9 protein-coding genes are annotated in these 8,601 nt (G+C 58.6%); 5 read left to right on the top strand and 4 right to left on the bottom strand.

All coding sequences use genetic code 11. The features are described from left to right. Window positions 1-188 precede the first annotated feature (188 nt). The 5 genes from colR to DW49_RS0106730 all read left to right on the top strand — a co-directional run bounded on the left by colR (window position 189) and on the right by DW49_RS0106730 (window position 3,983). Complete coding sequence (gene colR / locus DW49_RS0106750; protein WP_002555020.1) at window positions 189-872, top strand: two-component system response regulator ColR; 684 nt, start codon at window positions 189-191, stop codon at window positions 870-872. Continuing rightward, window positions 862-2,151 (top strand): sensor histidine kinase, encoded by a 1,290-nt coding sequence (locus tag DW49_RS0106745; RefSeq protein ID WP_003380966.1) that lies wholly within the window; start codon window positions 862-864, stop codon window positions 2,149-2,151. The genes colR and DW49_RS0106745 overlap by 11 nt, the downstream gene beginning before the upstream one ends. Before the next feature lie 200 nt (window positions 2,152-2,351). After that, a complete protein-coding gene (locus DW49_RS0106740; RefSeq protein WP_005620266.1) occupies window positions 2,352-3,032 on the top strand; it encodes a class I SAM-dependent methyltransferase in 681 nt (226 codons plus the stop codon). 4 nt (window positions 3,033-3,036) lie between these two features. Continuing rightward, on the top strand, window positions 3,037-3,759 hold the full coding sequence (locus DW49_RS0106735; RefSeq protein WP_024420524.1) for a lipopolysaccharide kinase InaA family protein: 723 nt from the start codon (window positions 3,037-3,039) through the stop codon (window positions 3,757-3,759). After that, window positions 3,756-3,983, top strand: a complete 228-nt coding sequence (locus DW49_RS0106730; protein ID WP_024420525.1) for a hypothetical protein — start codon at window positions 3,756-3,758, stop codon at window positions 3,981-3,983. Before DW49_RS0106735 ends, DW49_RS0106730 begins: the two co-directional genes overlap by 4 nt. Before the next feature lie 24 nt (window positions 3,984-4,007). Here the strand turns inward: DW49_RS0106730 and DW49_RS0106725 are convergent, their stop codons facing one another. The 4 genes from DW49_RS0106725 to DW49_RS1000000133570 all read right to left on the bottom strand — a co-directional run bounded on the left by DW49_RS0106725 (window position 4,008) and on the right by DW49_RS1000000133570 (window position 8,217). Then, a complete protein-coding gene (locus DW49_RS0106725) occupies window positions 4,008-5,105 on the bottom strand; it encodes a DUF1513 domain-containing protein (RefSeq protein WP_024420526.1) in 1,098 nt (365 codons plus the stop codon). A gap of 16 nt (window positions 5,106-5,121) precedes the next feature. Next, window positions 5,122-6,186 (bottom strand): imelysin family protein, encoded by a 1,065-nt coding sequence (locus DW49_RS0106720; RefSeq protein ID WP_005620261.1) that lies wholly within the window; start codon window positions 6,184-6,186, stop codon window positions 5,122-5,124. A gap of 61 nt (window positions 6,187-6,247) precedes the next feature. After that, window positions 6,248-7,675 (bottom strand): di-heme oxidoreductase family protein, encoded by a 1,428-nt coding sequence (locus tag DW49_RS0106715; RefSeq protein ID WP_024420527.1) that lies wholly within the window; start codon window positions 7,673-7,675, stop codon window positions 6,248-6,250. A 119-nt stretch (window positions 7,676-7,794) separates the two neighbouring features. Next, on the bottom strand, window positions 7,795-8,217 hold the full coding sequence (locus DW49_RS1000000133570; protein WP_229687588.1) for a hypothetical protein: 423 nt from the start codon (window positions 8,215-8,217) through the stop codon (window positions 7,795-7,797). Window positions 8,218-8,601 lie beyond the last annotated feature (384 nt).

Genomic DNA, 8,601 nt, shown 5'->3' with positions numbered 1-8,601 from the left:
GCCCTATCGAAATGATGACGGAAATGATGTCCAAGCATCATGAGAGTCCATCCCTAACTCAATAGCCGGGTGTTGCACTCAGCCTCTGAAACCGCCAGGTGAAAATATCGTCATGCCATTTCGGCGCTGGCCCTGACGCCCACTTCGTCTTAAGCTGCGCCAGCCCAAACTGCATATGAGAGTGCTTTATGCGAATTCTTCTGGTTGAAGACAACCGCGACATCCTGGCGAACATGGCCGATTATCTGGGCATGAAAGGCTATACCGTCGATTGCGCCCAGGATGGCCTCTCCGGATTGCACCTGGCGGCCACCGAGCACTATGACCTCATCGTGCTCGACATCATGCTGCCCGGCATTGACGGCTACACGCTGTGCAAGCGCCTGCGCGAAGATGCCCGTCGTGATACCCCGGTCATCATGCTGACCGCCCGCGACCAACTGGACGACCGCCTGCAGGGCTTCCGCTCCGGTGCCGATGATTACCTGCTCAAGCCGTTCGCCCTGTCTGAACTGGCCGCACGGATCGAAGCGGTGCTGCGTCGTGCCCAGGGCGGGGGACGGCGTACGTTGCAGGTGGCCGATCTGGTGTATGACCTCGATACCCTTGAAGTGACGCGTGAAGGTCGCATGCTCAAGCTCAACCCGGTCGGCCTGAAACTGCTGGCCGTGCTGATGCAGAAGAGCCCTCATGTGCTGCGCCGCGAAATACTGGAAGAAGCTCTGTGGGGCGACGATTGCCCGGACAGCGACAGCCTGCGCAGCCATGTGCATCAGTTGCGCCAGGTGATCGACAAACCGTTCGGCAAACCACTGTTGCAGACCGTGCACGGTGTGGGCTATCGCTTGGCCGAGGGCCGGGATGGAGTTTAAACAGAGTCTTGCCCAGCGGATCATCATTGCCTTCGCATTGATGAGTGCACTGGTCGCCGGATCGTTTGCCATCGGGATTATTTCAACGGTCCACCTGGTCGAAGAAAAGCTGATTTCTGCAGGCCTGGGCGGTGATCTCAATCGCCTGATGCTGATGGACAGCGTCAGCGACTGGAGCCACCGGCCCAAGCCTGACCAGTTGTTCTATTTCAGTAATGGCCCCGGCGATTTCGATCTGCCCAAGGACCTGCGCCATCTTGAGCCTGGCTTTCATGAGGTTTTTCGCGGGCCGCTCTCCTATCACGCCATGATCGAGGTGGTCGACGGTCGGCATTACGCCCTGCTGCAGGATCAAAGTGACTTCGAAGAGCGTGAGCGAGTCCTGTTCGCCGTCGTGCTGGTCGGCTTTGTGCTGGCGCTGGCGCTGGCGGTGTTTCTCGGTTGGGTGCTGGCGCGTCGGGTGATGGCCCCTGTGGTCCGTCTGGCCAGGCAGGTCAGGCACCGTGACCAGTTGTTGGGGCTCGCACCGCCTCTGGCACCGGACTATGCCGCTGACGAGGTCGGTGAGCTGGCGGTGGCATTCGACGCGACGCTGGGTCGGCTGAGGCAGGCACTGATTCGTGAGCGCATGTTCACCAGTGACGTGAGCCATGAGTTGCGCACCCCATTGATGGTATTGGCCAGCTCCTGCGAGCTGTTGCTGGAAAACCCTGCGCTCGATCTGCGCGGGCGACGTCAGGTCGAGCGTATCGGCCGCGCGTGTGAAGAGATGCGTGACCTGGTGCAGACCTTCCTCATGCTTGCCCGTACCCAGCGCGAAGATCCGGCAATGACGCCCAAGGCCACGCTGGTCGGCGTAGCGGAGCAGTTGATTTCCCAGTGGCGTGATCCGATCGAAGGCAAGGGGCTGGTGCTGACCTACACCCCGCCTGCGGATGACCAGTTATCCGAAACCCGCTATAACGCAACGTTTCTGCATGCCGTCATGGGCAACCTGCTGCGCAACGCTTTGCACTACACGGATCACGGTTTCATCACGCTCACGCTGCAAGCCGAAAGCTTCACCGTGGAAGACAGTGGTGTCGGCATTCCCGAAGAAAAACGCGAAGCCATGTTCGAGCCGTTTGTGCGCGGCAACGAACAGCGTGGGGAAGGGCTGGGCCTTGGCCTGTCGCTGGTGCAGCGCATCTGCACCAATCAGGGCTGGAGAGTGGACCTCACCCCGATGGAGCCACATGGCTGTCGGTTTGAAGTCACATTGAACGCGGTCAAGCCCTGACGTTCACATCGAACAGGCACGCCTTACTGTGTGACCTTAAATCGACAGCAATTCGTCGATTGGGCACACAGCGTGCCTAACTCTCTGTAAAATCTCGAAACATCTGAACTGCAAAGGTAACAAAATTTTCACATTGAGATGACCTGACAGTGACGGCGCTGCCTCTATTTTGGCCCGCATCAACGTCAGGAGCTGCTCTTATGAGCGATCGCATCGAACTCGAATTTTCCCGCAAGTACGACAAGTCACATGCCCGTCAGTACCTTGAAAAACACCAGGACGGCATTTGGCGCAAATTGTCGCATCATCGCGATGAGCAACTGGCGAGAAAAGCCCTGCACATGGCGGGTGATCCCGGGCTGGTGCTGGACCTGCCTTGCGGTGCGGGTCGCTTCTGGCCGCTGCTGGCCGAGAAACCCAACCGCTCGATCATCGGCGCGGACAACTCCGCCGACATGCTCAGTACCGCTTGTGCATCTCAACCGGCAGATGTTGTGAAAAGGGTACAACCCTTGCAGACATCTGCTTTTGATATCGATTTGCCCGACAACGCAGTAGACAGCATCTTTTGCATGCGCCTGCTGCACCATGTTGGACAGTCGAGCGACCGGATGGCGCTATTGCGTGAGTTCCAGCGCGTCACTCGCGACAGTGTGATTGTTTCGCTGTGGGTTGATGGCAACTTCAAGGCATGGCGGCGCGAGCGTCTGGAGAAAAAACGTCAGCAGAAAAATGGGCAGGAAAGTTACCAGAATCGGTTTGTGTTACCGGTTGCTACCGCAGAAGCAGAATTTGAGCAGGCCGGATTTCGCATTCAGAATCGAATGGACTTCTTGCCGATGTACGCCATGTGGCGAGTTTATGTCTTACGTAAAAGGTAAAGAGATGGGTTTGCAGTCCTTGAAAGAGCCAGTCGAGAACTCGGTGCAGGATGAGTTCAGCCATTTTTGGAGTCAGCACGGCGAGTGGGTTGAAGAGCCTAACGTACGCCGAGGCGGCGAGAGTGGCGTGCAGCGGCTGGTCATGGACAATGGGCAGACCCTCTATGCCAAACGTCAGACGGGCCATATCTACCGTAGCTTGCTGCACCCGCTCGGGCGGCCGACCGTGTTGCGCGAGCGCGAGGCGCTGGAGGGTCTGCGCAAGCTTGGCGTGGTGGTGCCTGAGGTGGTTTTCTGCGGTGCCGAGCGCGGTGAGGACAATGCCTGGCGGGCGCTGTTGGTGACGGTTGCGCTGGACGGTTTCGACGAAATCGAAAAGTGGCTCGCCGCCGGAGGGCGTGAGCGCCATGGCGAACTCTTCTATGAGCGAATGCTCAAGGAAGTGGCCAGCACCCTGGCGCGTATGCACCTGGGCCGCTGGCAACACAGCTGCCTGTACATCAAACACGTTTTTGTACGCGTGACGGGTGATGGCCCGGACGCGAAGGTCGAGGTTGCTCTGCTTGATCTGGAAAAAGGCCGTCGCCGCCTCACGGCACAAGGCGCGGCTCAGCACGACATGAAACAACTGAGACGCCATTCGTCATTCAGCGCTGCAGACTGGCAGAAGTTGATCTACTTTTATCAAGCGGCGTTTGGCAGCTCTATCAAAGGTTTAGAGTCATGAAGCTAGAAATGGCACGAGGTCTTTTCATCTTCGCTGCGCTTGGGATCGCGACTGTCACAGTGGCAGCGCTCGAGCAACCGGCTACCCGGATACTCACGACGCAAAACGGCGAGGGCCACTGCCCGTTGCCGCGTGCGGTGAAGAGCCTGGCCACGGCACAGCCTGATCATGACCTTTTGCTGTTTATGTACAGCCTGGCGCAGGGCGCAGGTGTCAGGAACTGATTTTTTTCTGCCTTGCCAGCCAAGTCAGACAAAATGAAGATGGTTGTCCCACAACCCTGCGGGCAGGTCCAGCGGCCTGGCCAGCAGTTCCGGTTTGCGGCAATCGTAGAAGCGGCAACGTCCCTGACCTGAAGTCACGACAAACCCGTCGACCACGGCACCAACGCCTGCGCAGTCCGGCAACGGTGCATCCAGTTTCAGTGCGCCGCTGTCCATATCCCAGATGAAGAACCGGTTGCCTCGTGGCGCTGTCAGTGCGATCAGTCGCAGATCACTGTGCACGGCAACGCTGGCGGTGTAATGCCCCATTGCGCGCAATTGCTCCTGTGCCACCGGGAACGCTTGAAATGGCTGGCCTGGACGTTTGATCGCCAGCAGCTCGGCGACTTCGTGGCTATCGCCCATGAACTGCTGACTCGCGACGATGGTGCCATCGCTGGCAATGCCCATGTGGCGAACGCTGTTCATCTGTTGCGAGAGTGTTTCCTTGCTTAGCAGCGTGCCATCGCGTTGCATGATCACCAGGCTGGGCTGCATGGCATTCAGGTTCATTTCCACGCGGCTTTCCGCTTCGGTGCGAATGCCGCCGTTGGCAACGACCAGTGTCTCGCCATCCGGCATCCAGGAGACCTGATGCGGACCGATGCCGTGCGTGGATACCTCTGCCGAATGCACCAGCCGCTCATCGACGAACCGATAAACGCCCAGCAACCCGCGACCTGGGTCGCGGGTGTCGTTTTCAGTTGCATACAGCCATTCGCCGTCACGATGAATCACCGCATGGCCATAAAAGTGCCGGCCCGGCTGCGAGACGATGGTTTGCAGCAAGCTGCCGTCGCGCAGGTCGATCAGGTAGCTTTCGGTGCCTGGACGACGTGCGATGAACACGGCAAACGGCAGGATGGGGTGATTGATGATGTCATGGCAGCGTTGGTTCACCTGAGTGGCAAACACCTGCGTCCCGTCAAGCCGGAAACCCACCGCATAGTGTTTGCCGTCGCCATCGTCGCGCGCAGACAGCAGCAGAGGGCCGGTGTCTTTCTGTTTGAACAGGGTCCAGCCGCCCAATGTGCAAGCACTGAGCAACAGACTGCCGAGGGCCATCGCCTGGCGTCGCAACATCGTTCGCACCTCTCGATCAATCACCGTCGTTGGCGTTGAAACCCAACTGAATGCCCAGTGCCTTGGCCAGCTCGCCTTCATGCAGGCGATGCACCGCATTCAGGCTGTCATAAAACGCATTGAGCTGCTGGCGCCCTGCGTCGGTGGCCAACAGGTCAACCAGAGGCGGTTTGAGTTCCGACAGCAGTTTGCGGCTGGTAGCGTAGGCCGCATCGATTTTGTCGGCCAGCGGTTTCTGCTCAGCGGATAGCAAGCTGCGCAAGCCTTTGTTGTCGACACCGGTCCAGACCGTCTGGGCGCTGATCAGACTGGCTTCCAGGCTGCTAAGTGATGACTTGCTGCGCCATGCATCAGCCTGAAATGGCTGCGGCTGCCCTTTGCTCTGACGACCCAGTGGCGTGCCCAGTTTTTTCTTCAGGCTGTCGAGCGCGGTCACTTGAACCCGCAGCAGTTCGGCGATGGCTTCGTGCGAGTCGGCGTAACGCTGGTTGGGGAATTTGCTCAGTTGCGCAAGCATGCCGTCGGTGCTGTTCCAACTGCTCAGAATTTCTTCGGCCAGCAACTTCTGCCGCTCGCCGATGGCCATCAACAGCGGGCAGTAGCGCGCTTTCTGCTCAGCGTTGGCCATGTCGATTTCGGCGTCGAACAGGATGTATTCGTAAGCGGACAAGCCTTGAACCACGACGCTGGCCTTGGCCAGTTCCTGGGCATTGATCTGCGGCTGTGCAGTCACCAGTTGCTCGACCTGACGGCCAACCAGGTTCTTCTTGTCCGGCCAGAACTGCACTTGCCACGCACGATTGCCTTCGGCCAGCGGGCCGATCAACAGCGGTTGCAACTCTGCCCAGGTTTTTTGTGCCTTAAGGAAGTCGGCACGGGCAGTCGCCAGGTCGGTCTTGCCCTGGCAAAACGCAAGTGCGCTGCTTGCCAGTTGACGATCGGCATCGACCCAACGGCTGTAGGTCGGCAGGATCACCTGCTTGGCAATGGCCGCAGACGTGACCGCCTGAGGATCGGACGGTGAGCAGGCACCCAATGCAAGCGCCGCGAGGCTGGTCAGCAACAACTTGGGTCGGAACATGTCCGGCTCCTTATTTTTGGAAAAAGATGATTTTGAACGAGAAGACTTTGCAATGAGAGCATCATAACGAATTCAGAAACGCCAACAGCGCTTCACGCTGTTCGGCGTCAAATGCCAGTACCTTTCGTTGCGCTGCCTGGGCTTCGCCACCGTGCCACAGTATCGCCTCAAGCACGTTGCGCGCGCGACCGTCATGCAGCAGTTGGGTGTGCCCGCTTACCGTGCCGGTCAGGCCCAACCCCCACAGCGGCGGCGTGCGCCACTCGCGGCCGGTGGCCTGGAACTCGGTACGATTATCGGCCAGCCCTTCGCCCATGTCGTGCAGCAGCAGGTCGCTGTACGGGCGAATGTTCTGGTTGGCCAGTTCGGGCTCCGCAGCGTCGCTCCGGGTTTTGAATGATGGCGTGTGGCACTGTTGGCAACCCGCCTCGAAAAACAGATTCTTGCCTGCCAGCACTTGCGGATCATCTACCTTTCGGCGAGCCGGAACGCCCAGGTTTCGGGTGTAAAACTCGACCAGACGCAGGATGTTGTCACTGACTTCCGGTTCACCGTCCGGGCCATTGCCGTTGGGCGCGGCCAGGCAATCGGTCTGCGCCGGTGTGCAGTCATCGACGCGGCGCAGGCTGGTGGTCAGGCCCATGTCGCCGGAAAAGGCATGCACGTTCTGCTGGTTGAGGTTGGGCTGTCCGGCTTTCCAGCCGAACCTGCCCATGACGACCTTTTGCTGCGCATCGTCCCAGACCCAGTTGGGGCGGCCCGAGATGCCATCGGCGTTCTTGTCATCGGGATCGGCGTTGGCGAGGATGGCGTCATCCGCAATGGCTTCCAGCAGCCCCAGGCCGATCATCGGCGGGGCAATGCGCGCCGAGATATGTGTTTCGGGGTGCATCGGGCCGTAGCCCAATTGGGTGATCCTCAGCGTTGGCTGACGCAACTCGACAGCAGTGCCGTCGCGGAAATTGACCGTCAACGCGTCGTACTCGACCCGCACCTTGCCTTCCGGTTCGACGCCGGGGTTCGACATGTCCTGCAACTGCCCGCCATACGTCGGCTCGGGCAACACACCATTACGCTGGATCAGGTCCGCATAGGCCGGGTTATCAGGAATCGACAGCCTGACCAGCATCGACACCGCATTGCTGTCGCCAGCCTCCGGCGGATGGCCGCGACCATCCTTGATGTGGCAGTTCTGACAGGCATTGGTGTTGAACAGCGGCCCGAGCCCGTCGCGGGCTGTGGTGGTCGACGGCGCAATCACCCACGGGCTGCGAAAGAAACTGTTGCCGACACTGAAATCCAGCCGACGCACCGGCGACAGATTGGCCGAGGGCATGGAGAACGCGTTCTGATCGCTCTTCCTGACCGTCGCGCTGCCGCCAGACAAGGCTTCGCCTGGCTCGGCATGAGTGAAACGCGGGGCGTCATCGCACGCGCTCAAGACCAGCGTCGTGAGCAGAGCAAGGGACAGGCGGAACCGCGTACTCATACACATCCTGCAACGAGGCGTAAATCGGGGCGTGCAAGCTTATCAGCCTCGTGCGGTTTGAATAAGAGGGATTATCGTTTGCTGTGCCTGAGGTAATGCGTTGTTACGAATTCACGGCTTCAGTGATCGGCGTGATCTTTCGCCCTGCGCTGCTGCTGTGCGCTGAAATGCTCGAAAATGGTCATACCCTTGCGAAGACTTTTGCGGACTTCTTCGCTTTGCGCGATCAGCTCGGCGCTGGGTGCCTGCCATTGTTCGCGGGGCAGGGGTTTGGACCATTCAAGAATCGAGTCGGGTAAGCGGACAAAAGGCATACGGTTGATTAAGGCTGCAATGTGACAGGGGAGAGTCCAGCCCGAGAATAATTGCATTGGAAGGAATTTAAAAAGGTAGTGCAGATAGTCACACTCCGACTGACAGTAGCGCCGGCGTATATGGAAAAATTCTACGGTGCCTTCTTCTACTTCTCCTGGTCTCATCGGTGGCAGCACCGCTTCAACACCTCCTTCCATATAAGCGCGAATAATTTCCCATTCGCTCATAGCCAATTCCATCGTGTGAGTGGGAACGGTGATCCATGAGGTTTGACCACCAGATTTTCCATCCAGTCCAATAATCAGATCAGCGCATTTGATGACGCCATAAACTGTCACTAATTCGTAGCAGCTTACCCGTGCTACAACGTTCTCCCATGCAACGAATCTGGGACGTCTCCAGCGTTTAGTGACGTATGCCACTTCACGGCGTTGCCGGTTGAAACGGATAGGTAGAGGGCTTGGCATGAGGACTAATGGGCCAGACATGAAAAGGTAATGAATGGCAGGGCGGTTTCAGAGGCTGAGTGCAACACCCGGCTATTGAGTTAGGGATGGACTCTCATGATGCTTGGACATCATTTCCGTCATCATTTCGATAGGGCATCTGTA

The sequence above is a fragment of the Pseudomonas avellanae BPIC 631 genome (assembly GCF_000444135.1).
Taxonomy (GTDB): domain Bacteria; phylum Pseudomonadota; class Gammaproteobacteria; order Pseudomonadales; family Pseudomonadaceae; genus Aquipseudomonas; species Aquipseudomonas avellanae.
This window is presented reverse-complemented; position numbering and strand designations above follow the sequence as displayed.

Bases quoted from the DNA above. Each gene is read 5' to 3' on its own strand.
- DW49_RS0106740 (WP_005620266.1), top strand. From the start codon at position 2,352: ATGAGCGATCGCATCGAACTCGAATTTTCCCGCAAGTACGACAAGTCA.
- DW49_RS0106725 (WP_024420526.1), bottom strand. From the start codon at position 5,105: ATGTTGCGACGCCAGGCGATGGCCCTCGGCAGTCTGTTGCTCAGTGCT.
- DW49_RS0106745 (WP_003380966.1), top strand. From the start codon at position 862: ATGGAGTTTAAACAGAGTCTTGCCCAGCGGATCATCATTGCCTTCGCA.
- DW49_RS0106715 (WP_024420527.1), bottom strand. From the start codon at position 7,675: ATGAGTACGCGGTTCCGCCTGTCCCTTGCTCTGCTCACGACGCTGGTC.
- DW49_RS1000000133570 (WP_229687588.1), bottom strand. From the start codon at position 8,217: ATGAGCGAATGGGAAATTATTCGCGCTTATATGGAAGGAGGTGTTGAA.
- colR (WP_002555020.1), top strand. From the start codon at position 189: ATGCGAATTCTTCTGGTTGAAGACAACCGCGACATCCTGGCGAACATG.
- DW49_RS0106730 (WP_024420525.1), top strand. From the start codon at position 3,756: ATGAAGCTAGAAATGGCACGAGGTCTTTTCATCTTCGCTGCGCTTGGG.
- DW49_RS0106720 (WP_005620261.1), bottom strand. From the start codon at position 6,186: ATGTTCCGACCCAAGTTGTTGCTGACCAGCCTCGCGGCGCTTGCATTG.
- DW49_RS0106735 (WP_024420524.1), top strand. From the start codon at position 3,037: ATGGGTTTGCAGTCCTTGAAAGAGCCAGTCGAGAACTCGGTGCAGGAT.